General features: G+C 73.9%; 23 protein-coding genes and 1 tRNA gene. 15 read left to right on the forward strand and 9 right to left on the reverse strand.

Annotated features, from left to right (window positions below):
* Positions 1 to 39: 39 nt before the first annotated feature.
* The gene (locus ACT7CP_RS06320) at positions 40 to 789 is read right to left on the reverse strand and encodes a hypothetical protein (RefSeq protein ID WP_413963328.1); all 750 of its coding nucleotides are present in this window, start codon (positions 787 to 789) and stop codon (positions 40 to 42) included.
* A gap of 153 nt (positions 790 to 942) precedes the next feature.
* Here ACT7CP_RS06320 and ACT7CP_RS06325 point away from each other — a divergent pair, with 153 nt between their 5' ends.
* Entirely contained in the window at positions 943 to 1266 is a 324-nt protein-coding gene (locus ACT7CP_RS06325) for a helix-turn-helix domain-containing protein (protein ID WP_307502049.1), read from the forward strand.
* On the opposite strand, the gene ACT7CP_RS06330 is transcribed toward ACT7CP_RS06325, so the two are convergent.
* From ACT7CP_RS06330 to ACT7CP_RS06345, 4 genes are all read right to left on the reverse strand, one after another.
* The gene (locus ACT7CP_RS06330; protein WP_086514604.1) at positions 1256 to 1567 is read right to left on the reverse strand and encodes a hypothetical protein; all 312 of its coding nucleotides are present in this window, start codon (positions 1565 to 1567) and stop codon (positions 1256 to 1258) included. The two genes, ACT7CP_RS06325 and ACT7CP_RS06330, sit on opposite strands and share 11 nt — an antisense overlap.
* 76 nt (positions 1568 to 1643) lie before the next feature.
* Positions 1644 to 2432, reverse strand: a complete 789-nt coding sequence (locus tag ACT7CP_RS06335; protein ID WP_445443788.1) for an ABC transporter ATP-binding protein — start codon at positions 2430 to 2432, stop codon at positions 1644 to 1646.
* A complete protein-coding gene (locus ACT7CP_RS06340; RefSeq protein WP_413963324.1) occupies positions 2432 to 3253 on the reverse strand; it encodes an ABC transporter permease in 822 nt (273 codons plus the stop codon). The genes ACT7CP_RS06335 and ACT7CP_RS06340 overlap by 1 nt, the downstream gene beginning before the upstream one ends.
* 12 nt (positions 3254 to 3265) lie before the next feature.
* Positions 3266 to 3958 carry a phosphocholine cytidylyltransferase family protein gene (locus ACT7CP_RS06345; protein WP_307502038.1) on the reverse strand — a complete coding sequence of 231 codons (693 nt, stop codon included), beginning with the start codon at positions 3956 to 3958 and terminating at the stop codon, positions 3266 to 3268.
* Between the two features lie 289 nt (positions 3959 to 4247).
* Here ACT7CP_RS06345 and ACT7CP_RS06350 point away from each other — a divergent pair, with 289 nt between their 5' ends.
* The 3 genes from ACT7CP_RS06350 to ACT7CP_RS06360 are packed head-to-tail and all read left to right on the forward strand — an operon-like array spanning position 4248 to position 7943.
* On the forward strand, positions 4248 to 6050 hold the full coding sequence (locus tag ACT7CP_RS06350; protein WP_445443789.1) for an ABC transporter ATP-binding protein: 1803 nt from the start codon (positions 4248 to 4250) through the stop codon (positions 6048 to 6050).
* Positions 6026 to 7597, forward strand: coding sequence for an ABC transporter permease (locus ACT7CP_RS06355; RefSeq protein WP_445443790.1), 1572 nt, complete (start codon positions 6026 to 6028; stop codon positions 7595 to 7597). The genes ACT7CP_RS06350 and ACT7CP_RS06355 overlap by 25 nt, the downstream gene beginning before the upstream one ends.
* Before the next feature lie 58 nt (positions 7598 to 7655).
* Positions 7656 to 7943, forward strand: coding sequence for a DUF3039 domain-containing protein (locus ACT7CP_RS06360; RefSeq protein ID WP_191148785.1), 288 nt, complete (start codon positions 7656 to 7658; stop codon positions 7941 to 7943).
* A gap of 45 nt (positions 7944 to 7988) precedes the next feature.
* On the opposite strand, the gene ACT7CP_RS06365 is transcribed toward ACT7CP_RS06360, so the two are convergent.
* Positions 7989 to 9302: a nicotinate phosphoribosyltransferase gene (locus ACT7CP_RS06365; protein WP_445443791.1), complete on the reverse strand. Its 1314-nt coding sequence runs from the start codon at positions 9300 to 9302 to the stop codon at positions 7989 to 7991.
* Between the two features lie 91 nt (positions 9303 to 9393).
* Here ACT7CP_RS06365 and ACT7CP_RS06370 point away from each other — a divergent pair, with 91 nt between their 5' ends.
* The 5 genes from ACT7CP_RS06370 (at position 9394) to ACT7CP_RS06390 (ending at position 14184) form a co-directional block, all read left to right on the forward strand.
* Positions 9394 to 10857, forward strand: a complete 1464-nt coding sequence (locus ACT7CP_RS06370; protein WP_445443792.1) for a cryptochrome/photolyase family protein — start codon at positions 9394 to 9396, stop codon at positions 10855 to 10857.
* Between the two features lie 70 nt (positions 10858 to 10927).
* A complete protein-coding gene (gene murI / locus ACT7CP_RS06375; protein WP_445443793.1) occupies positions 10928 to 11824 on the forward strand; it encodes a glutamate racemase in 897 nt (298 codons plus the stop codon).
* Complete coding sequence (rph, locus tag ACT7CP_RS06380; RefSeq protein ID WP_445443794.1) at positions 11821 to 12558, forward strand: ribonuclease PH; 738 nt, start codon at positions 11821 to 11823, stop codon at positions 12556 to 12558. The genes murI and rph overlap by 4 nt, the downstream gene beginning before the upstream one ends.
* A gap of 11 nt (positions 12559 to 12569) precedes the next feature.
* Complete coding sequence (locus tag ACT7CP_RS06385; RefSeq protein WP_445443795.1) at positions 12570 to 13178, forward strand: non-canonical purine NTP pyrophosphatase; 609 nt, start codon at positions 12570 to 12572, stop codon at positions 13176 to 13178.
* An 88-nt stretch (positions 13179 to 13266) separates the two neighbouring features.
* Positions 13267 to 14184, forward strand: a complete 918-nt coding sequence (locus ACT7CP_RS06390) for a cation diffusion facilitator family transporter (protein WP_445443796.1) — start codon at positions 13267 to 13269, stop codon at positions 14182 to 14184.
* Positions 14185 to 14259: 75 nt separating this feature from the next.
* Here ACT7CP_RS06390 and ACT7CP_RS06395 read toward each other — a convergent pair whose 3' ends face one another.
* From ACT7CP_RS06395 to ACT7CP_RS06405, 3 genes are all read right to left on the reverse strand, one after another.
* On the reverse strand, positions 14260 to 14988 hold the full coding sequence (locus ACT7CP_RS06395) for a DedA family protein (RefSeq protein WP_413963316.1): 729 nt from the start codon (positions 14986 to 14988) through the stop codon (positions 14260 to 14262).
* Positions 14989 to 15124: 136 nt separating this feature from the next.
* A complete protein-coding gene (locus ACT7CP_RS06400) occupies positions 15125 to 16048 on the reverse strand; it encodes a pyridoxal-phosphate dependent enzyme (RefSeq protein WP_445443797.1) in 924 nt (307 codons plus the stop codon).
* Between the two features lie 69 nt (positions 16049 to 16117).
* A tRNA-Leu gene (locus ACT7CP_RS06405) sits at positions 16118 to 16199 on the reverse strand.
* 32 nt (positions 16200 to 16231) lie between these two features.
* Between ACT7CP_RS06405 and xylB the strand changes: the two genes are divergently transcribed.
* The 6 genes from xylB (at position 16232) to ACT7CP_RS06435 (ending at position 21401) form a co-directional block, all read left to right on the forward strand.
* Complete coding sequence (xylB, locus tag ACT7CP_RS06410) at positions 16232 to 17665, forward strand: xylulokinase (protein WP_445443798.1); 1434 nt, start codon at positions 16232 to 16234, stop codon at positions 17663 to 17665.
* A gap of 71 nt (positions 17666 to 17736) precedes the next feature.
* The gene (locus ACT7CP_RS06415; RefSeq protein WP_445443799.1) at positions 17737 to 18972 is read left to right on the forward strand and encodes a TadA family conjugal transfer-associated ATPase; all 1236 of its coding nucleotides are present in this window, start codon (positions 17737 to 17739) and stop codon (positions 18970 to 18972) included.
* The gene (locus ACT7CP_RS06420) at positions 18969 to 19832 is read left to right on the forward strand and encodes a type II secretion system F family protein (protein WP_445443800.1); all 864 of its coding nucleotides are present in this window, start codon (positions 18969 to 18971) and stop codon (positions 19830 to 19832) included. The genes ACT7CP_RS06415 and ACT7CP_RS06420 overlap by 4 nt, the downstream gene beginning before the upstream one ends.
* Positions 19829 to 20779: a type II secretion system F family protein gene (locus ACT7CP_RS06425; protein WP_445443801.1), complete on the forward strand. Its 951-nt coding sequence runs from the start codon at positions 19829 to 19831 to the stop codon at positions 20777 to 20779. Before ACT7CP_RS06420 ends, ACT7CP_RS06425 begins: the two co-directional genes overlap by 4 nt.
* Before the next feature lie 50 nt (positions 20780 to 20829).
* Positions 20830 to 21024, forward strand: coding sequence for a hypothetical protein (locus ACT7CP_RS06430; protein ID WP_445443802.1), 195 nt, complete (start codon positions 20830 to 20832; stop codon positions 21022 to 21024).
* A complete protein-coding gene (locus ACT7CP_RS06435) occupies positions 21024 to 21401 on the forward strand; it encodes a TadE/TadG family type IV pilus assembly protein (protein WP_445443803.1) in 378 nt (125 codons plus the stop codon). Before ACT7CP_RS06430 ends, ACT7CP_RS06435 begins: the two co-directional genes overlap by 1 nt.
* Positions 21402 to 21404 lie beyond the last annotated feature (3 nt).

A 21404-nucleotide genomic window follows, 5' to 3' on the forward strand; every position in this document is an offset into this window, starting at 1 on the left:
TCGGGACCCGGCCGGGCCGAGGCGAGCGCCGGTGGGGAGCTAGCGCTTCGCGGCCTTCTTCTCCGCGATGCGGATGACGCGGGGCTTCTTCTCCGGCACGGCGAGCTCCGCCGGGAAGTCCGCGGGTGCGGGGCCGAACGCCTGCCGCGAGCTGGCCACGATCTTGCGACCGAGCATCCGGTTGCCGGTGCCGCCGATGACGGCGCCGATGCCGAAGGGGACCGCGCGCCCGATGGCGCTCGCGCCCTGGTTCACGATGAAGCGCTTGATGAACGCGTGCTTGATCCGGTCGGCGATGGGGCCGATGGCGAACGAGGGGAGGCCCGACGTGATGGCGCGTCCCCAGTTCGCGTTGCGGTCGACGGGCTGGCCCTGGAACTGGCCCGTGAACTGCTGGATGACCTGCGCCCCGGGCGCCCCGAGCATCATGGTCATGACGAGCGCGCGGGCACGCGCGGGATCCTCGACCGTGATGCCGTGCACCTCGGTGACGGACTGGGCGAAGAGGGCGCTGGCCTCGAGGAAGCCGGCGGTCTCCACGCCGGTGAGCGCGAGCGAGATGCCCGTGCCGACGCCGGGGATCACCGCACTGGCGCCCACCGCCGCGCCGCCGGCCGTGACGGCCGCGAGGAAGCGGCTCTCGAGGATGGCGATGATGCGGTCGGGGGAGGCCTCGGGGTGACGGGCCCGGATCGATCGGATGTGGGCGAGCACGACGGGCCGCTGCACGGACAGGAGACGATCTATGCCGGTGGCCACGGTCGGGTCGAGGTCGGGAGCGTCCTTCATGCTCCGAGCCTACGCGCGGGGGCGGTCGGGGTCGCGCCGGCCTCGTCGAGCACGACCCGCCCGTGATCGCGACCTATCCGCTCAGCCGCGGGCATGGAAGCATGGGCCGGCTGCGCTCTGATCTTTCCCCCACGTGGCGGATAGGCATGGGGGATGGTCACCACCGTCTCCGACGCCGCAGCCGAGTTCGGCTCCCGCGTGCGCGAGCAGCGCCAGCGCATCGGCATCAGCCAGGAGACGCTCGCGGAGCTCTCCGGCATCCACTGGACCGCCCTCGGCAAGATCGAGCGGGGCCAGCGCAACCCGAGCCTCCGCAACATCATCAAGATCGCGAGCGGCCTCGACGTGGACGCCGGGCTGCTCGTGACCGGGCTCACCGCCGACATGCTGCCGCAGGACGACGGGGACTCGCCCGCCGACCTCATCCGCCTCGAGCGCGAGCGCGACCGGCGCGGCACCACGCCCGTCAGAAGCTGACGCGCCACAGGTACTCGCCCCCGTCCGGCCGGAACCAGCGCACCACGAGGATCGTGTCGAGCGCGAGGTCGTCGCCGCGGATGGTGGTCGACAGGCGCTCCCCGGGTCGGACGGTGACGGGAGCGCGCGACAGCATCGTGCCGGAGCCGAGCAGGTGCAGCGAGATGGCGTGCAGCACCTCGTCCCCGACGTTGACCAGGGCGAAGCGCGGGCGCTCCAGCGTGCGGTCGAAGTGCCAGGGCACGCGGTACGCGGGCTCGGGATCCGGACGGGCGGGCAGGGGCGGGACGGGTCGCAGCATGCGTGCACGGTAGGGGCGGCGTGCGACGTGCGGGGGCGTGGGCCTGTGGAAGGGCCGTGCTGGGGAGGAGGGGCGTTCAGCCCGCCGTCGGGCTCGCCGCGGCCGGCGGGTCGTGGTCCGCGTTGTAGGCGTCGACGACCCGGTCGATCGGCCCGTCGAGCACGAGCGCGCCCTTGTCGAGGTACAGGCCGCGCGTGCAGAAGCGGCGGAGGTCCCGCTCGTTGTGCGAGACGAAGAAGAGCGTGCGTCCCTCCGCCAGCATCTCCTCGATCCGGTGGTAGCACTTCTCGCGGAACGCCTTGTCGCCGACGGCCAGGACCTCGTCCACGAGGAGGACCGGCTCGTCGAGGCGCGAGATGACGGCGAACGCGATGCGGACCTTCATGCCGCTGGAGAGGTGCTTGTAGGGCGTGTCCACGAACTCGGGGATCTCCGCGAACGCGATGATCTCGTCGAACTGCGCGTCGATCTCCGCCTTCGACATCCCGTGCAGCCCGGCCGTGAGGTAGATGTTGTCGCGCACCGTCAGGTCGTTGACGAACCCGCCCGTGATCTCGATGAGCGGCGCGACGCCCGCGTGCACGCCGATGGTCCCCTCGTCGGCGATGAGGACCTCGGCGACGAGCTTCAGGAGGGTCGACTTGCCCTGGCCGTTGCGGCCCACGACGCCGATCGCCTCGCCCGCGCGGACCTCGAACGAGACGTGGCGCAGGGCCCAGAACTCGCCCGGGCGCGACCGGCGCGCGGATCCCGCGAAGAGGTCCTTGAAGCTGCGACGGGCCTTGCGGTTCCGGCGGAAGCGGATGCCCGCGTCCTCGACCGTGATGACCGGGCGTCCGGGCGGGTCCTCGTGCGGTGCGGCCATCAGATCTCCTTCAGCACGGCCGGGAGCGAGCGGCGGAACACGAGCGCGCCGACGAGCAGCAGCGCGGCGGAGATCGCGGCGGACACTCCCACGGCGTACCAGTCGAGCTCCCCGGGGAAGAACGCCGACCGGTAGAGGCCGAAGATGCCGGTGAGGGGGTTGAGCGCCGCCCACGGCTGCAGCTCCGGCGGGAGGTCGCGTGCCGAGTAGACGATGGGGGAGGCGTAGAAGAGGAAGCGCAGCACGAGCTTGACGGCGCGCTCGAGGTCGCGGAAGAACACGACGAGCGGGGCGATGATCAGCCCGATCCCGAGCAGCAGCGCCGCCTGCAGGATCGCGGCAAGCGGGAAGAGGAGCACGTGCACGTCGAGGCGGGCGCCCGCGACCACCGCGAAGACGGCGAGGACGGGGAGGCTCGCCAGGAACTCGAACCCCTTCGCGAAGACCAGTCGGAGCACCCAGATGGTGCGCGGGATCCGCGTGGACCGGACGAGCTTGGCCTGCGAGCTGAACGCCTTCGTGAAGTCGCTGGTCGCGCCGGTGAACCACATCCACGGCAGGAGCGCCGCCAGGAGGAACACGATGTACGGCTCCTGGCCGACGTCGCGGGAGAACACGACCGTGAAGACGAACCAGTAGATGCCCGACATGACGAGCGGGTCGAGGATCGACCAGAACCAGCCGAGGGCGCTCGTCGAGTAGCGGACCTTGAGGTCGCGGGTCGTGAGGAGCCAGAGCGAGCGGCGATACCGGGCGGCGGGGGTGCGGGAGGCACGGCCGGGAGCGGCATCGGGCACGACGGGGATCCTCTGCGTCAGCATCCCCGAGGCGGTCTAGACGAAGAGGTTGGCCCTCTCGAGGTCCTCCGCGAAGTCGACCTCGACCGCGTACAGGTCGGAGATGTCTACCGGTTCGACGAGCAGGGAGTCCTGCTCGATCGCCAACTCTATTCCACGCTCGAAGTAGTCCTGGTCGCCGACGCGGGCGAGCTGGCGGATGAGGACCGGCTTGTCCGCCTTGGAGACGTAGTTGATGCCGACCGCCTCGCCGAGGCCGCCCTTCACCGTCTTCGACAGCTCCCGGATGTAGCCCTCGGGGCTGGTCGTGTACTTGACCTCCTCGTCGGAGACGCGCGAGGTGTTCACGGTGACGAAGGACTGGTCGCGCGCGATCATCGCGGCGGCGCGGCGGAGGATCATCGGGTCGAAGACCACGTCGCCGTTCATCCAGAGGACGCCGCCGGGGCCCGAGGCGCGGAGGGCGCGGAGCAGGCTCTTGGACGTGTTCGTCTGGTCGTACTGCTCGTTGTAGATGTAGTCGGCGTCCGGGAAGGCGTCGATGATGTGGTCGAGCTTGTAGCCGACGACGATGCTCACCTTGGCGTCGTCGCCGAGGCCGAAGCGGATGTTGTCGAACTGCTGGCCCATGATGGTGCGGCCGTCGCTCAGCTCGGTGAGGGGCTTGGGGAGGCTGCGTCCGAGACGGCTGCCCATGCCTGCCGCCAGGATGACTACCTGCGTGGTCATGTGTTCTCCGTTCGATGCGGGTGCCGAGTGCGCCGGGACCCTCGGACGTCGAGGGTTCGCCGGGTCTTCACCCGCGGGTTTCCTGTTCGACACTCCGTCATGCCTCCTCCATCGTAGGCCGCAGGCGGGGAAATGGGCGGGATCCCGCGTGCTGTCGTGTCCCTTTCGTGATGTGGCCAGCCGCGGGGACGGTGGGCGCCGTCTCCCTCACGGCCTCCGGTGAGGGGCGTCACCGCCCCGTCGAGGACGGCGGGGTGGGCACGGAGGGGTGCCTTGCTAACGTGGGCGCGTGACCGACGCCCCCGACGAGACGACCTCCCCCGACGCCACGTCCGACATCGGTGCGCAGCCGCGGGACGGCGCATCGGACCGCGCCGCATCGGCCGCCGACGCGCCCGCCGCCACCGGTCCCGAGGTCGCGACCGACGCCTCGAGCACCGGAACGCCTGCCGCCGTCCCGCGTCCGCCGCGCCCGGGACAGCGGGTGCCGCGTCGCGCCACGGCGCCGTCCCCGCGCACCGCGCCCGCCGTCGTGGTGTCACCCACCCCGCCCCGTGTGAAGTCCTCGCCCGTCGTCGCGTCGACGGTGCGCCCGGGTGCGGACGCCGACACCGGGTCCGAGGGCGATGCGACGTCTCCGCGTCCGCCGCGCGTGCGTCGCCGCACGCGCGTCCAGCGCCCTGCCGGGAGCGCCGAGGGCGCCGTCGCGGCCGGTGCCGGAGTGGACGGCGGTCCTGTGGCGGAGTCGTCCGAGTCCGCTCCCGCAGGGGCCGTGCCCGCCGACGCCGCGCTCCTCGCGGATGCCGCCTCCGCCTCCGAGGAGGAGGGCCCGGCGGCCGCCGAGCGGGAGCAGGGTGGGCTCGAGGAGCTCCGCGATCTGCTCGCGGATGACGACGATCCCGCGGACGGCGACGCCCTCGAGGCTCCGGTGGCCTCGGCGTCCCCGGACGAGGGCGTGGCGCACGAGGACGTGGACCACGAAGCCGGCGCGACGCGAGCGGATGACGTGAGCGGGGCGGATCCTGTCGCACCCGAAGAGGACGCGACCGCGATCCACGACGACGACGACGCCGACAGGGCGTCGGGCGAGGTCGCGGACGACCGGGAGCCGGCGTCCGGCGATGCTGCCGCGTCGGTCGCCGCGACGACCACACCCGAGCCCGAGCCGACGGTCGAGCCCGAGCCGGTCCCCGTCGCCCCCGCGCGCGCCGTGACCGTGCGCACCGACAGCCTGACCTCGCCGCGCTCAACCCGCCCCGGCCTGCCCGGGGTGGGGGAGACGGCCCTCACGCCCTCGGTGCGCGGGGAGCGCGCCGCCGCACCCGAGCTCGGGGACGACGTCCTCGTGATCGAGGGGCTCACCAAGCGCTTCGACGAGAAGGTCGCGGTCGACGCCATCGCGCTCACGGTGCGCGCGGGATCCTTCTACGGGATCGTCGGCCCGAACGGCGCCGGCAAGACCACCACCATGTCCATGGTCACGGGGCTCCTCCGGCCCGACGCCGGCACCGTGACCGTGAACGGCATCGACGTGTGGCGGGACCCGCTCACCGCCAAGCGCAGCATCGGCGTCCTCCCCGACCGCCTCCGCCTGTTCGACCGCCTCACGGGCGCGCAGCTGCTGCACTACTCGGGTGCGCTCCGGGGGCTCGACGACGCGGAGATCCGCAGCCGCTCGGCCGACCTCATCGAGGCCTTCGGGATCGAGGACGCCGTGGGTCGCCTCGTCACCGACTACTCGGCGGGCATGACCAAGAAGGTCGCATTGGCCTGCGCCATGATCCACTCGCCGCGCATGCTCGTGCTCGACGAGCCGTTCGAGTCGGTCGACCCGGTGTCGGCGGCGAACGTCGTCGAGATCCTCCAGGACTACGTCGCGCACGGGGGCACCGTCGTGCTGTCGAGCCACGGCATGGACTTCATCCAGCGCATCTGCGACCACGTCGCGATCATCGTCAACGGCCGCGTGCTCGCCTCGGGCACCATGGACGAGGTCCGCGCGGGCCGTTCGCTGGAGGAGCGCTTCGTCGCCCTGGCCGGCGGCCGACGCACGGCGGAGGGATTCTCGTGGTTGCACTCGTTCTCCGACTGAGGCTCGCCCTCCTCGCCAACGCGTTCCGCCGCAGTCCCTGGCAGGTGCTCGGCCTGGTCGCGGCCGGCGTCTACGGGATCCTCGTCACGGTGCTGGCCGTGGGCGCGCTCGCGGGTCTCCGCGACGCGGACGTGCCGGCCGCGCGGGACCTCGTCGTGGCGGGGGGCGCGCTCGTCGTCCTCGGCGCGCTGGTCGTGCCGCTCGTGCTCGGATCCGAGGACGCCCTGGATCCGCGGCGCTTCGCGCTCTACGGCATCGCGTCCCGGCGGCTCGCCCTCGCGCTCGGCGTGGCCGCGCTCGTCAGCGTGCCCGGCGTGATCCTCGTCGTCCTCGCGCTGACCACCGTCGTCACGTGGGCGCGCGACCCGGTCACGGCCCTCGTCGCCGTCCTGGGGGCCGTCGCCGCCGTCGTCACGTGCGTGCTCGTCGCCCGCATCAGCACCGTGCTCGCCTCGGTCCTCCTCAGCACGCGCAGAGCCCGCGAGGCGACCGGCCTGCTGGCGGGCCTCGTCGCCGTGCTGCTCGTCCCGGCCGTCGTCGCCCTCGCGCAGGCGGATCTCCTCGACGACGGGCTCCGACCCGCGCGCGGCCTGCTCGACGTCCTCGCCTGGACCCCGCTCGGCGCCGCCTGGGCCGCCCCCGCCGCGGCGGTCGCCGGCGACGCGGGCGACGCGGCCGGCATGCTGCTCGTGGCCATCGCCTCGGCGGCGCTCCTCACTCTCCTCTGGATCCGCGTCGTGCCGTGGGCGCTGACCGCTCCCGACCGCGCCGGCGGCGGCCGCGCGCAGACCGGCCTCGGCTGGTTCGGTCGCTTCGGGGCGTCGCCCGCAGGGGCGGTGGCCGCGCGCAGCGTCACGTACTGGATCCGCGACCCGCGCTATCGCGCCACGCTCGTCCTCATCCCCGTGCTCCCGCTCGTGCTGCTCGTCCCGCTCGTCATCGTCGACGTCGACGCGCACGTGCTCGCGCTCGTGCCGCTGCCCGTCATGGCCCTGTTCCTCGGCTGGAGCGTGCACAACGACACCGCGCACGACCACACGGCCGTCTGGCTGCACGTGGTCTCGGGGATCCGCGGCGTCGCCGACCGCGTCGGCCGCATCGTGCCGGTGCTCGCCATCGGGGTCCCGCTCGTGGCGATCGGCGCGCCGCTCAGCGCGCTCGGCTTCGGCGACGCGTCGGTCCTGCCGTCGGTCGTCGGCGTCAGCGGCGGGGTCCTGCTCGTCGGCGTCGGGCTGGCGTCGCTCTTCTCCGCGCGCTTCCCCTACCCGGCGTCGCGGCCGGGGGACAGCCCGTTCCACGCGCCGCAGTCCGCGGGCGCGGGGGGATCCACGGTCCCGACGCTCACCTTCCTGGCCACGGTCGTGCTGGCGCTCCCGTCCGCGTGGCTCGGCTGGATGGGCCTCGTCCACGGCGGCGCCTACCCGGCGTGGTCGCTCATCGTGGGCCTCGGCATCGGCGCGCTGACGCTGGTCGCGGGCCTCGTCGGCGGCGGCCGCGTGTTCGAGCGGCGCGGCCCGGAGCTCCTCGCGTTCGCCCAGCGGCACTAGCGAGGACCCCGCCGACGCGCCCGCCGGATCCCGCGCGCGGCAAAACTAGACTGGGGGCATGGTCATCCTCAGCATCGAACAGGATCCCGGCCGGCCCACGCAGGGCGGCGGGACCGACACCCTCGACCGCGAGCTCGAGGAGCTCCTCGAGCAGGAGACGATCGAGCCCGGCGATCACGAGCGCTTCTCGCACTACGTGAAGAAGGACAAGATCCTCGAGTCCGCCATCAGCGGCAAGCCCGTGAAGGCGCTCTGCGGCAAGAAGTGGCTGCCCGGCCGCGACCCCGAGAAGTTCCCCGTCTGCCCCGACTGCAAGCGCATCTACGAGGGCATGAAGCCGGAGTAGCCCGATCGTCCGCCCGTGCGCGCCTGGCCGGCGTGCGGGTCGGCCTCAGGCGGGCGCGCCCTCCTCGGTGGGGATCGCCGGGTCGCCCGCGCGCAGGCGGAACGCCTGCACCGGCAGGTCGCGCACGACGCGGGCATGGTGCTCGCGTGCCGCGGCGGTGCCCGCGGGACCGAGCCAGCGCGGATCCGGCTCCCCGTCCTCGACGAGCGTGACGATGAGGTCGCGGTCGCCGGGGAGCTGCTCCGGGTGCGGCCCGACCGTGACGAGCTCGGACGTCGCGACGCCCGTCGCATCGTGCCGGCGCAGGGCCCCCTTGAGGCCGCCGCGGCTCTGCTTGCCCGTGGACCGCTTGGCGACGGCCACCCACTCGCCGCCGCCGGCGGGGCGGTGCGCGACCAGCTTGAAGACCATGCCGGCCGCGGGGGCACCGGATCCCGTGACGAGCGAGGTGCCGACGCCGTAGGAGTCGACGGGCGAGGCCGCGAGGCCCGCGATGCCGTGCTCGTCGAGGTCGTTGGTGACGGTGATCCGGGTGCGCGTCGCCCCCAGCGCGTCGAGCTGCGCGCGCACCTCGCCGACGAGGACGGGGAGGTCGCCGGAGTCGAGCCGCACGGCGCCGAGGCCCGTGCCCGCGACGCGGACGGCGGTCTCCACGCCCTGCCGGACGTCGTAGGTGTCGACGAGGAGGGTCGTCCCCGCGCCCAGCGCGTCGACCTGCGCGCGGAAGGCCTGCTCCTCGGTGTCGTGCAGGAGCGTGAAGGAGTGCGCGGCCGTGCCCATGGTCGGGACGCCCCAGGTGCGCCCGGCCTCGAGGTTCGACGTGGCGCTGAAGCCCGCGATGAACGCGGCGCGCGCGGCGGCGACGGCGGAGCGCTCGCCCGTCCGGCGCGATCCCATCTCGGCGAGCGGCCGCCCGCCGGCCACCTGCACCATGCGGGCGGCGGCGCTGGCCACGGCCGAGTCGTAGTTGAGGACGCTGAGGACGAGCGTCTCGAGGATCACGCCGTCGGCGAAGGGCGCCTCGACGGTCAGGAGCGGCGACCCGGGGAAGTACGCCTCGCCCTCGCGGTAGCCCGTGATGCGGCCGCGGAAGCGGTAGTCGGCGAGCCACGCGAGCGCGTCCTCGCCCACCACGCGCTCGGCGCGGAGGTACTCGAGCTCCGCCTCACCGAAGCGGAAGTCGCGGATCAGCTCGAGGAGCCGTCCGGTGCCCGCGACGACGCCGAAGCGGCGGCCGGTGGGCAGCCGCCGGGCGAAGCACTCGAAGACGCACTCGCGGTCGTGGGTGCCGGCCTTGAGCGCTGCGTCGAGCATCGTCAGCTCGTACCGGTCGGTGAGGAGGGAGGTCGCCTGGTGCACGCGCCCAGCCTAGGACGGCGCCCGCGGGTCGGGCCGATCCGGCTAGCGCACGCGCGGCGGCGATGACGGGGGTCCCGCCTAGGTTCGTGCCATGGAGCGCACGCGATGGATCCTCGCCGACCAGCTGGGCGACCACTTCGACGACGGCGGGCCCATGCTGCTCATCGAGTCGCGCGGCCTGCTGGCGCGGCGGCCGTACCACCGCGCGAAGGCGCACCTCATCCTGTCCGGCATCCGGCACCGGGCCCGCGCGCTGGGCGACCGCGTCGAGTTCCACCAGGTCGACCACTACCGCGAGGTCGTCGAGGGCCGGCGCGACCTCGAGGTCATCGACCCCACCTCGCGAGGGCTCCGTCGCCTCGTGGCCGAGATCGGGGCGGAGGTGCTGCCGAGCCGCGGCTTCGTCACAAGCGAGCAGGAGTTCGCCGAGTGGATGGCGGGCCGCACCTCGAACCGCCTGGTGATGGAGGACTTCTACCGGTGGTCCCGCGCCCGCACCGGCATCCTCATGGACGGCGACGTCCCGGTCGGGGGACGCTGGAACTACGACCACGACAACCGCGAGCGCCCGCCCCGCGGTGCCGCGAGCCTGGGGCTCCCGGAGCCCTGGTGGCCCGTGGAGGACGACATCGACGCCGAGGTGCGCGCCGACCTCGACGCGTGGGAGCGGAAGGGCCTCGTGCGGTTCGTCGGCGAGGACGGGCCGCGGCGCTTCGCGGTCACCCCGGAGGAGGGTCGCCGGGCGCTCGACGACTTCGTGGCCAGCCGCCTCAACGACTTCGGGCCCTTCGAGGACGCCTCGCTGCGCGGCGACTGGACCATGGCGCACTCGCTGCTCAGCGCCACCATGAACATGGGCGTGCTGGATCCCGCCGACGTCATCGAGCGCATCACGGCGGAGCACGCCGCCGGGCGGGCGCCCATCCAGAGCGTCGAGGGCATCGTGCGGCAGATCATGGGCTGGCGCGACTACGTCTGGCACCTCTACTGGGCGTTCGAGGACGACTACACGTCCCAGAACCGGCTCGACGCGCACCGCGGCGTCCCCACGGCGCTGCAGGCGCTCGATCCGTCGGGCATCGAGGCGGCCTGCCTCTCCCACGTGGTCGACAAGGTCCGGACGCACGGCTGGGCGCACCACATCGAGCGGCTGATGATCCTCGGCAACCTCGCGCTCCAGCGCGGCTACGACCCCCGCGCCATGAACGACTGGTTCATCGACTCCTTCGTCGACGGCACGCCCTGGGTCATGCCGGCGAACGTCGTGGGCATGGCGCTGCACGCGGACGGCGGACGGATGGCGACGAAGCCGTACGCGGCCGGCGGCGGGTACATCGACCGCATGAGCGACCACTGCGGCGGCTGCCCCTTCGACCCGAAGGTCCGGGTCGGGCCCACGGCGTGCCCGTACACCGCCGGCTACTGGAGGTTCCTCGAGCGGCACCAGGAGCGGCTCCGCGGGAACGCGCGGATGAACCAGCCGCTGGCCGGCCTGTCGCGGCTGAAGGACCTGCCGGAGCTCGTCGCGCAGGAGGACGCGCGGACGTCGCTCTGACCGCCGGCGCCGGTCCGCTCCCGAGGGGCCGGGCTCCGGGGGCGGCCGCACCCGCCGGTAGGCTGGCGGGATGAGCGACGCGCCGATCGGGATCTTCGACTCAGGCGTCGGCGGCCTCACGGTGGCCCGAGCGGTGGCGACCCTCCTGCCGCGGGAGTCCATCGTCTACATCGGCGACACGGCGCACACGCCCTACGGCGACAAGCCCATCGCGGACGTCCGCCGCTACGCCCTCGCGGTCCTCGACGACCTCGTCGACCGGGGCGTCAAGATGCTCGTCATCGCCTGCAACACCGCCTCCGCCGCCATGCTGCGCGACGCCCGCGAGCGCTACGACATCCCCGTGATCGAGGTGATCCAGCCCGCCGTGCGCACCGCCGTGAGCGTCACCCGCAACCACCGCGTCGGCGTCATCGCCACGCACGCCACCGTCACGAGCCGCGCCTACGACGACGCGTTCGCCGCGGCGCCGCACCTCGCGCTCACCTCCGCGGAGGCGCCCGACTTCGTCGGCTTCGTCGAGCGCGGCATCACCTCGGGTCCCGAGCTCATGGCGGCGGCCGAGCGGTACCTCGCGCCGCTGAAGGACGCCGGCGTCGACACGCTCGTGCTCGGCTGCACCCACTACCCGTTCCTCGAGGGCGCCATCTCGCTCATCATGGGCCCGGACGTCACGCTCGTCTCGAGCGACACCGAGACCGCCAAGGACGTCTACCGCGAGCTCGTCTCCGCGGGCATCGAGCGCCGCTCCGACGCCCCGCCGGTGATCCGGTACGAGGCGACCGGCGGCCGGGCGTCCGACTTCGAGGACCTCGCGCACCGCATGCTCGGCACCGGCGTCACGCACGTCGAGCTGGTCGCGACGGGCGCCATCACCCTTCCCCGCCGGATCCGCGAGGACGCGTTCGCCGCGTCGACCGCGTCCGGCACCCCCTCCATCCCCGACCAGAGCCGAGGCCGCACATGACCGACGAGACCACCCGCCACGACGGCCGCGCCGCCGACCAGCTGCGCGAGATCAGCATCGAGCGGAACTGGAGCGAGCAGGCCGAGGGATCCGCCCTCATCTCCTTCGGCCGCACCCGCGTCCTCTGCACGGCGTCCTTCACCAACCGCGTGCCGCGCTGGATGGCCGGGAGCGGCCAGGGCTGGGTCACCGCCGAGTACGCGATGCTGCCGCGCGCCACGAACGAGCGCATGGACCGCGAGGCCGTCAAGGGCAAGGTCGGCGGCCGCACCCACGAGATCTCGCGCCTCATCGGCCGGAGCCTCCGCGCCGTGGTCGACATGAAGGCGCTCGGCGAGAACACCATCGTCATCGACTGCGACGTGCTCCAGGCCGACGGCGGCACGCGCACCGCCGCGATCACGGGCGCGTACGTCGCCCTCGCCGACGCGCTCGAGTGGGGCCGCGAGCGGAAGTTCATCGCCCAGCGGGCCACGCCGCTGAAGGACAGCGTCGCCGCCGTCTCCGTCGGCATCGTCGACCAGAGGCCGCTCCTCGACCTCGCGTACGTCGAGGACGTGCGCGCCGAGACCGACATGAACGTCGTCATGACGGGCAGCGGCTCGTTCGTCGAGGTGCAGGGCACGGCCGAGGGCGCGCCCTTCGACCGCGCCGAGCTCGACGCGCTGCTCGACCTCGCCCTCGGCGGCGGGGTCACGCTCACCGCCCTGCAGGCGCAGGCGCTCGGACGCTGAGGCAGACGCCCGTGATCCCGCTCGTCCTCGCCACGCACAACGCCCACAAGGTCGAGGAGCTCCGCCGGATCCTCGGCGCTCGCCTCGACGGCATCGACCTGGTCGCGTACGACGGACCGGAGCCCGTGGAGGACGGCACGACCTTCGAGGAGAACGCCCTCATCAAGGCGCGCGCGGCCGCCCTCCACACCGGGCACGCGGTGCTGGCGGACGACTCCGGGATCGGCGTCGACGTCCTCGGCGGGTCGCCCGGCATCTTCTCCGCGCGCTGGTCGGGCCCCGCCCGCGACAGCCGGGCGAACCTCGAGCTGCTGCTCTGGCAGCTCGGCGACGTGCCGGACGCCCACCGCGGCGCGCGCTTCACGTGCGCGGCCGCCCTCGTCGTGCCGACCGACGGCGGCCTCGTCGAGCGCACGGCGCTCGGCGTCTGGGAGGGATCCGTGCTCCGCGCGGTCGAGGGGGAGGGCGGCTTCGGCTACGACCCGATCTTCCGACCGGCGACCGGCGGCGCGAGCGCGGCGGCCCTGAGCGCCGACGAGAAGAACCGCGTGAGCCACCGTGCGCTGGCCTTCGACGCGATCATGCCGGTGGTCCGGCGGGAGCTCCTCGGCCGGGGCTGAGCACCCGCGCGCCCTCCTGAGAGCGGGACTCGTTCCCGACTGCGCGGCCGGCTGGATCCGTCCGCTCGTGCGCCCGTACGGTGGGGGCATGGGTTCCGGATCGCACGACCACGGCGCAGCCGTGACCGACCGTCGCCGCCTCGTCATCGCGATCGCCATCACCGCGTCGGTGCTCGTCGTGGAGGTGGTCGGCGCGCTCGTCTCCGGCTCCCTGGCGCTCCTCGCGGACGCCGGTCACATGACGAGCGACCTCCTGGGGCTCGGCATCGCCCTGGTCGCCACGGTCGTCGCCTCCCGTCCCGCGACCGACCGGCACACGTTCGGCTTCCAGCGCGGCGAGGTGCTCGGCGCGCTCGTCAACGGCCTGATCCTCGCGGTCGTCGCCGTGTACGTCGCGGTGCAGGGCGTCCAGCGGCTGCTCGCGCCCGAGGGCCCGGAGGTCGACGGCGGCGTCATGCTGCTCGCCGCCGGCATCGGCCTGGTCGCCAACGTCGCCGCGCTCCTCGTGCTGCGCGGGGGAGCGGGCCGCTCCATCGGCCTGCGCGGCGCCTACCTCGAGGTGCTCGGCGACGCGTTCGGATCCGTGGCGACCATCGTCGCGGGCGTCGTCATCGCGCTCACGGGCTTCGGCCGGGCCGACGCGATCGCGTCGCTCGTCATCGCGGCGCTCATCGTGCCGCGCGCCGCGGTGCTGCTGCGGGACGTGGTGCGGGTGCTGAACGAGTCCACGCCCGTGGGCACCGAGCCCGAGCGGATCCGCGCGCACCTGCTCGAGACCCCGGGCGTCACGGCCGTGCACGACGTCCACGTGTGGGCCATCACCTCGGGATCGCCCGTGTTCACCGCGCACGTCGTGGTGGAGCAGGAGGTGTTCCGGGAGGGACGCACGGGGGAGCTGCTCGACCGGCTGGCGGGCTGCCTCGACGACCACTTCGACGTCGAGCACAGCACGTTCCAGCTGGAGCCCGAGGAGCATGCCGGGCACGAGCACCGCCACCACGTCTGACCCGCGGAGGGGCACGCCGTCAGTGGGCGCGTCCGCAGCCCGCGGCCCGCGCGGCGCCCGTGATCACCGTCCGCCTCAGCGGCGCGGGTCGTTCGACGGGTCCTGGTCGAAGTACTCGGGCGCGAGCGCGAGGTCCGCGCCGTCGTGCGCGACGCCGGCCTGCTCCTCGTCGCGCGCGTGCTTGCGGGCTCGGAGGAAGTGGATCGCCGTGGGCACGAGCGTGACGACGACCGCGCCGAGCAGGACGTAGTCGATGTAGTGCGTGACGAAGTCGCGGATGGGCGGGAAGCCGTTGAGGAGGTGGCCGAGCCAGGTCAGCCCGGCGCCCCAGATGATCGCGCCGACGGCGTTGTAGAAGGAGTACTTGCGGTAGTCCATGTGGCCGACGCCGGCCGCGATGGGCGCGAAGGTGCGGACGATCGGCACGAAGCGCGCCGCGATGACCGCGAGTCCGCCGAAGCGGGCGAAGAACGCGTTCGTGCGGACGACGTTCTGCCGGCTGAAGATGCCGGAGTCCTTGCGCTCGAACACCTTCGGGCCCGCCTTGTGGCCGATGAGGTAGCCGACCTCGCCGCCCGCGAACGCCGAGAAGGCGATGGCGAGGCAGACCCACCAGATGTCGATGCCGGTGATGCCGGGGAGCGTCAGCCCCGCGATGACGAGGAGCGTGTCGCCGGGGAAGAGGAAGCCGAAGAGCAGTCCCGTCTCGGCGAAGATGATGAGGCAGATCCCGATGAGGGCGAATCCCCCGAACGACTCGATGAGGGTCGTCGAGTCGAGGAAGTCGAAGAGCTGGGGATGCACGTGAGGGCTCCAGTCGTGGTGGGCCGACGATCGTGGGCGACCGGTGGCAGAGCACAGGATATCGGGAGCCGCCGCGAGCGCGCCGTGACCGGGACACCCCCGGTCGAGGGGTGCGCCGGGCGTCAGGCGCCGGGCGTCAGGCGCCGAGCTCGGCGTGGCCGAAGAGCCCGGGCACGCCGCCCGAGTGCCAGAGCACGACCCGGTCGTCCGCGCCGATGGATCCGCTGCGCGCCGCCGCCGCGAGGCCCGCCGCCGCGCGTGCGGTGTACGTCGGGTCGAGGAGGATCCCGGTCGTCCGCGCGACGAGCACGAGCGCGGCCCGCGCCTCGACGGTGAGGTGCGCGTACCCGGCGCCCACCCTGTCCTCGTCGATGCGGAGGCGCTCGGCCCCGATGCCCGTGCCGCGCTCCCCGAGGAACCCCGCGACCACCGCCCGCGGCTCCTCCACCGCCCCGCAGTGCACGCCGAGCACGCGCTCCGGTCCCAGTGCCTCGACGAGCCCCGCCATGGTGCCGCCCGAGCCCAGCGCCACCACCACGTGGTCGACGTCGCCGACCTGATCCCGCAGCTCGTGCCCCGCGTCGACGAACCCCTGCACGGAGTTCGCGTCGGATCCGCCGAACGCCACCAGGTGCACGCGCGTGCCCGCCGCCTCCAGCTCCGCCACGACGGACCCGGCGCGCGACCCGGCGTCCTCGTCCCCCGACCACTCGAGGCGCGCGCCGTACAGCCCGTCGAGCAGCACGTTGCCGCGCGCCGCGACCTCGTGCCCCTTGAGGACGAGCACCACGTCGAGCCCCAGCGTCGCGCCCGCGGCCGCCGTCATGCGCGCGTGGTTGCTCTGCGCGGCGCCCGTCGTGACGACCGTCGTCGCCCCGCGCGCCAGCGCCCGGCCGAGCGACCGCTCGAGCTTCCGGGCCTTGTTGCCGCCGCCGCCCCAGCCGATGAGGTCGTCGCGCTTCATCAGGAGCCGCTCGGGGTGGAGGCCGAGCGCCTCGGCCAGCCGGGGGACCGGGTGCACGGGCGTCGGCTCGGTCCAGAGGCGGATGCGGTCGTCCACGGGCTGCTCCTCGTTCGGATCGGAGCGTCGCCGTCGGGCGGATCCCGCTCGCGGCGGCCCTCGCCGTCGTGCGGGAGAAGGGACTTGAACCCTCACGCTCGAAAGCACAGGAACCTAAATCCTGCGTGTCTACCGATTCCACCACTCCCGCGGGTGCCCGACCAGCTTAGGACGACCCCTAATATGTTGATCGTGACAACGAAGACACTCGTAGCAGGCATCGACTCCTCCACGCAGAGCTGCAAGGTGGTCGTCCGCGACCTCGACACGGGCGCCCTGGTGCGCTCCGGCCGCGCGTCCCACCCCGACGGCACGGAGGTGGACCCCGCAGCATGGTGGGACGCCCTCCTCGCGGCCGTCGCCGACGCAGGGGGCCTCGACGACGTCGCGGCCATCTCGGTCGGCGGCCAGCAGCACGGCATGGTCTGCCTCGACGAGTCGGGCGCGGTCGTCCGCGACGCGCTCCTCTGGAACGACACCCGTTCCGCGCAGGCCGCCACCGACCTCCGCGACGAGCTGGGCGCCGACACCTGGGCGAGCGCCACCGGCGTCGTCCCCGTCGCGTCCTTCACCGCCACCAAGCTCCGCTGGCTCCGCGACGCCGAGCCGGAGAACGCGGCCCGCGTCGCCGCCGTCGCCCTCCCGCACGACTGGCTGACCTGGCGCCTCCTCGGCCACGGCGTCGGATCCCCGGACCTCGCCGCCCTCGCCACCGACCGCTCCGACGCGAGCGGCACGGCCTACTGGTCGAGCGTCTCGGGGGAGTACCGACTCGACCTGCTGGAGCGCGCCCTCGGCCGCGTCGTCGGCCTGCCGCGCGTGCTCGGCCCCGGCGAGTCCGCGGGCGTCACGGCGGACGGCATCCCCGGCGTCCCCGCGGGCATCCCCGTCGGGCCCGGCGCCGGCGACAACGCCGCCGCGGCCCTCGGCCTCGGCGCGGTGCCCGGCGACGTGGTCGTCTCCATCGGCACCTCCGGCACGGTCTTCGCGGTCACGGCCGACCCGATCACCGACGCCTCCGGCACGGTCGCCGGGTTCGCCGACGCCACGGGCAACTTCCTCCCGCTCATCGCGACCCTCAACGCCGCCCGCGTGCTCGACGGCGGAGCGCGCCTCCTCGGCGTCGACCACGCGCGGCTCTCGGAGCTCGCGCTCGAGGCGCCCGCCGGATCCGACGGCCTCGTGCTCCTCCCGTACTTCGAGGGCGAGCGAACGCCGAACCTGCCGGACGCGACCGCATCGCTGCACGGCATGACCCTCCGCAACAGCACCCCGGCGACCATGGCCCGCGCGCACGTCGAGGGCATGCTGTGCGGCCTGGCCGACGGGCTCGACGCCATCACGCGCCAGGGCGTGCAGGTGGAGCGGGTGCTCCTCATCGGCGGCGGGGCGAAGAGCCGCGCCGTGTGCGAGATCGCGCCCACGATCTTCGGCGTCCCGATCCACGTGCCGGACGCGGGCGAGTTCGTCGCCGACGGCGCCGCGAAGCAGGCCGCGTGGATCCTCACGGGCAGCGTGCCCGCGTGGCCCCTCGCGGGCGACGAGGTCTTCGACGCGCCGGGCGTGCCCGCGGTGCGCGCGGCGTACGCGGCGGCGAAGGCGGAGCTGGGGTACTGACGCCCGCGGGCCGGCGCTGACGCGTCGACCTGTGGACGGCCCCGGCGGGATCGCCTGCTGATTAGCATCCTGTGCGGGTGCAGACGCGGACGCCCCTCGACACCATCGCCGGTCGCGTGCGGGAGCGCCTGCGGGACGACGGATCGGCACCGGACCCGGCCGGTACGGCGGCCGTGGTGCGCGAGGAGGTCCGGCGCTTCGCGGAGCAGGCGCTCGGATCAGACACCCGGCTCCTCGACGACGAGGCGGCCACCGAGCGGCAGGTGCTCGCGCGCATCACGGGCTTCGGCGCGCTGCAGCCGCTCCTCGACGACGACGCGATCGAGGAGATCTGGATCAACGCCCCCACGCGCGTGTTCGCTGCGCGGGCCGGCGTCCCCGAGCTGACCTCGCTCGTCCTCTCCGACGCGGAGGTGCGCGACCTCGTCGAGCGGATGCTGCAGTCGTCCGGGCGCCGCGTCGACCTCTCGACGCCCTTCGTCGACGCGTCCCTGCCGGACGGCTCGCGTCTCCACGTCGTCATCCCCGACGTCACGCGCCGCCACTGGGCCGTCAACATCCGCAAGTTCTCCCGGCGGATCCGCGACCTCGACCACCTCGTGGCGCTCGGCAGCCTGCCGCTCCAGGCCGCCGAGTTCCTCCGCATGAGCGTGCGCGCGGGCCTGTCCATCGTGGTGAGCGGCGCGACCCACACCGGCAAGACCACCATGATCGACGCGCTCCTCGCCTCCGCCCGGGCCTCCGACCGCATCGTCACGGTCGAGGAGACGTTCGAGCTCGCTCCCGCGGGCCGCGACGTCGTCGCCATGCAGTGCCGGCAGCCGAGCCTCGAGGGCTCCGGCGAGATCACGCTGCGGCGCCTCATCAAGGAGGCGCTGCGCATGCGGCCCGACCGGCTCGTGGTCGGCGAGGTGCGCGAGGCGGAGTGCCTCGACCTCCTCATCGCGCTCAACTCCGGCGTGCCGGGCATGTGCTCGATCCACGCGAACAGCGCGCGCGAGGCGCTGGTCAAGCTGTGCACGCTGCCGCTGCTCGCGGGGCGCAACATCGACGCGGCCTTCGTGGTCCCCACCGTCGCGACGTCGGTCGACCTCGTCGTGCACCTCGAGGTGCTGCCGTCGGGCGCCCGCCGCGTGGTCGAGATCCTCGCGCCCGGCGGCCGGCACTCCGGCATGGTCATCGAGGCGAGCTCGGTCTTCGCGCTGGAGGACGGGATGCTGACCGCGACGGGCGGACAGCCGGCGCACCTCGGCAAGTACCGGTCGGCGGGGCTCGACCCGCTCCGGATCCTGGTGGGGGCGCCGTGAGCGCCGCCCTCGGCCTCGCCCTCGGGGCGGGCCTCGTCCTCCTCCTCGCGCCCTGGGTCTGGCCGGTGGTCGAGGGCGGCGCCGAGCGGAGTCGCGGCGTGACGGCGGCGGTGCACGACCGCCTCACGCACGCCGGGCTGGAGCGGGTGTCCGTCAGCTCCTTCCTCGTCGTCTCCGCCCTCGTCGGGCTCGCGGCCGCCGTGCTGGTCGAGGCCCTCCTCCGTGTCGATGCCGCTGCGCTGGCCGCCGGCCTCGCGGGGTTCCTCCTCCCATGGGTCGTGGTGGGCGCGCGCTCCACGGCCCGGCGGCGGGCGCAGCGCGACGTCTGGCCGGACGTGGTCGACCACCTCGTGAGCGCCGTGCGGGCGGGCATGGGTCTCCCGGACGCCGTGGGGTCGCTCGCCGTCGCCGGTCCGACCGTCCTCCGGCCGGCGTTCCAGGACTTCGCGTCCGTGCACCGCACGACCGGGAGCTTCGCCGTCGCGCTCGACGAGCTGAAGGACCGGCTGGCCGACCCCACCGCCGACCGCATCCTCGAGACGCTGCGGATGGCGCGCGAGGTGGGCGGCACGCAGCTCCCCGACGTCCTCCGCGGCCTCGCCCGCTTCCTCCGCGAGGAGGCGGCCATCCGCAGCGAGGCCGAGGCGCGGCAGTCGTGGGTGGTGAACGCGGCCAAGCTCGGGGTCGCCGCGCCGTGGATCATCCTGGCGCTGCTGTCCACCCGACCCGAGGCCGCCGCCGCGTACGACACGACCGCGGGCACCGTGGTCATCGTGAGCGGCCTCGCCGTCTCGGCCGTCGCCTACCGGCTGATGCTCGCGCTCGGGCGCCTGCCCGAGGACCGGAGGTGGTTCGCGTGACGGGAGCGGAGTCCTGGGGCGCCGTGCTCGGGTTGCTGGCGGGCCTCGGCCTCTGGTCCATGATGGGCGCGGTCCCGCGCCTGCGCCGTGCGCGCCTGCTCGACCGCGTCGCCCCGCACGTGCTCGACGTGTCCGAGGGCGCGCGCCGGCATCTCGCGCTCACCACCGTGCACCCCCTGCCCGTGCTCGGGACGCTCGGCGCCCCGGTGGTCGTCCCGCTGCGGCGCGGCCTCGCGCGCGTGCTCGGCGGGACGGAGCGGATCGAGCGGCTGCTCGGCCAGGCCGGCGTCGCCGAGGACGTCGAGCGGCACCGGTCCCGCCAGCTCGTGGGGCTCGTGCTCGGGACCGCGGCGGGAGCGGTCGCCACCGCGCTCGCCGGCGGCGCGGCCCTCGTCGCCGGGGCCGTCCCGCAGATGCAGCTGGTCGCGATCCCCCTCGTCGCCGCCGTCGCGGGGCTCGTCGCATGCGACTCCGCGCTCGAACGCCGGGCCACGCGCCGCGTCGCGCGCATCTCCGCGGAGCTGCCCACGGTGCTGGAGTTCCTGGCGCTCAGCCTCGCGGCGGGGGAGGGGCTGCTCGACGCCCTCCGCCGCGTCGCCCGCGTGGGGTCGGGGGAGCTCGCGGGGGAGCTGGGGCGCGTCGTCGCCGACGTCGGCACCGGAATCCCCGTCACCCGCGCCTTCGACGACCTCGCCCGGCGCCTGGCCCTGCCGTCCGTGTCCCGCCTCGTCGACCAGCTGGCCGGATCCCTCGAGCGCGGCACGCCCCTCGCGGAGGTCCTCCGCGCCCAGGCGCAGGACGCGCGCGAGGTCGCCAAGCGCGAGCTGCTCGAGAGCGCGGGACGCAAGGAGGTGGGCATGCTCGTGCCCCTGGTGTTCCTGATCCTCCCGCTCACCATCGTCTTCGCCCTGTTCCCCGGCGTCGTCGTCCTGCAGCTCGGGCTGTAGGCGGACGCCGACCACCGACCCACCACCGACCATCGACGGAGAGGCACGACATGACCGACGAACGAGGCATCCAGACAGGGGAGCGGACGCCCGGCGCCGCATGGGGCGACGACCGCGGGGACGTGCCCGGCTGGGTGCTCATCACGCTCATGACGGCGGGGCTCGTCGTCATCCTGTGGGGCGTCGCCGGACCCCTGCTGCAGCACGTGTTCACGCAGGCCATCGACCGGGTCACGTCGTTCTGATGCGCGACGACCGCGGCTCGGCCCCCGCCGAGTTCGTCATGGTCGGGGCGCTGCTCGTGGTCCTCGCGCTCTCGGTGATCCAGCTCGCCCTGGCGCTGCACGTGCGGACCACCGTGCTGGACGCGGCCGCCGAGGGGGCGCGCACCGCGGCGCTCGCCGGGGCGACCCGCGCCGACGGCGTCGAGCGGACGCGGGATCTCATCACGACGGCCGTGGGGGAGCGGTACGCGCAGGACGTGACCGCCCGCACGGGCACCGTGCTCGGCCACGCGGTCGTGAGCGTGACGGTCCGCACGACGCTGCCCCTCGTGGGCCTCCTCGGCGTCGACCGCGGGTTGGAGGTGACGGGCCATGCGGCTGTGGAGCGCCTGGGCTGACGA

The sequence above is a fragment of the Clavibacter rahimiani genome (assembly GCF_052654495.1).

Excerpts from the sequence above, each read along its gene's own strand:
- ACT7CP_RS06320 (WP_413963328.1), bottom strand. The coding sequence starts at position 789 with ATGAAGGACGCTCCCGACCTCGACCCGACCGTGGCCACCGGCATAGAT.
- ACT7CP_RS06325 (WP_307502049.1), top strand. The coding sequence starts at position 943 with ATGGTCACCACCGTCTCCGACGCCGCAGCCGAGTTCGGCTCCCGCGTG.
- ACT7CP_RS06330 (WP_086514604.1), bottom strand. The coding sequence starts at position 1,567 with ATGCTGCGACCCGTCCCGCCCCTGCCCGCCCGTCCGGATCCCGAGCCC.
- ACT7CP_RS06335 (WP_445443788.1), bottom strand. The coding sequence starts at position 2,432 with ATGGCCGCACCGCACGAGGACCCGCCCGGACGCCCGGTCATCACGGTC.
- ACT7CP_RS06340 (WP_413963324.1), bottom strand. The coding sequence starts at position 3,253 with ATGCTGACGCAGAGGATCCCCGTCGTGCCCGATGCCGCTCCCGGCCGT.
- ACT7CP_RS06345 (WP_307502038.1), bottom strand. The coding sequence starts at position 3,958 with ATGACCACGCAGGTAGTCATCCTGGCGGCAGGCATGGGCAGCCGTCTC.
- ACT7CP_RS06360 (WP_191148785.1), top strand. The coding sequence starts at position 7,656 with ATGGTCATCCTCAGCATCGAACAGGATCCCGGCCGGCCCACGCAGGGC.
- ACT7CP_RS06370 (WP_445443792.1), top strand. The coding sequence starts at position 9,394 with ATGGAGCGCACGCGATGGATCCTCGCCGACCAGCTGGGCGACCACTTC.
- murI (WP_445443793.1), top strand. The coding sequence starts at position 10,928 with ATGAGCGACGCGCCGATCGGGATCTTCGACTCAGGCGTCGGCGGCCTC.
- rph (WP_445443794.1), top strand. The coding sequence starts at position 11,821 with ATGACCGACGAGACCACCCGCCACGACGGCCGCGCCGCCGACCAGCTG.
- ACT7CP_RS06390 (WP_445443796.1), top strand. The coding sequence starts at position 13,267 with ATGGGTTCCGGATCGCACGACCACGGCGCAGCCGTGACCGACCGTCGC.
- xylB (WP_445443798.1), top strand. The coding sequence starts at position 16,232 with ATGTTGATCGTGACAACGAAGACACTCGTAGCAGGCATCGACTCCTCC.
- ACT7CP_RS06430 (WP_445443802.1), top strand. The coding sequence starts at position 20,830 with ATGACCGACGAACGAGGCATCCAGACAGGGGAGCGGACGCCCGGCGCC.
- ACT7CP_RS06435 (WP_445443803.1), top strand. The coding sequence starts at position 21,024 with ATGCGCGACGACCGCGGCTCGGCCCCCGCCGAGTTCGTCATGGTCGGG.